General features: G+C 47.7%; 1 protein-coding gene. It reads left to right on the forward strand.

What is annotated here, in order from left to right; genetic code table 11:
• Positions 1 to 83: 83 nt before the first annotated feature.
• Positions 84 to 306 (forward strand): S-layer homology domain-containing protein (locus NR121_RS25110; protein ID WP_256832151.1); only part of this gene is annotated, 223 nt, incomplete at its 3' end.

Raw genomic sequence — 306 nt, forward strand, 5'->3', positions numbered from 1 at the left:
TAAACACTCAAATATCCAGGCTTGAAATGTCGCTTATATCCTTGCGTGCAACACGGGAGGATATGCAGCAGGAAGGGGTCTTGATGGACAACGATTCCGTGATGTTCAATGCCACGAAGACGGGTTTGATTCAAGGATTGTCCAGAGGGGAACTAGGACCGGATAAGCCAACGACAAGAGCGCAATCCGTAACCATCATCGAGCGCATACTTAAATTAAACAAAGGGGATACCCTTCCCGTAGATAAAATAGCCTTGGGTAACGCCGAAATCGCTTTACGCGGCACGAACTTTGAAACGGCATACG

This window comes from Paenibacillus sp. Pae15, assembly GCF_024519685.1.
Lineage (GTDB): Bacteria > Bacillota > Bacilli > Paenibacillales > NBRC-103111 > Paenibacillus_G > Paenibacillus_G naphthalenovorans.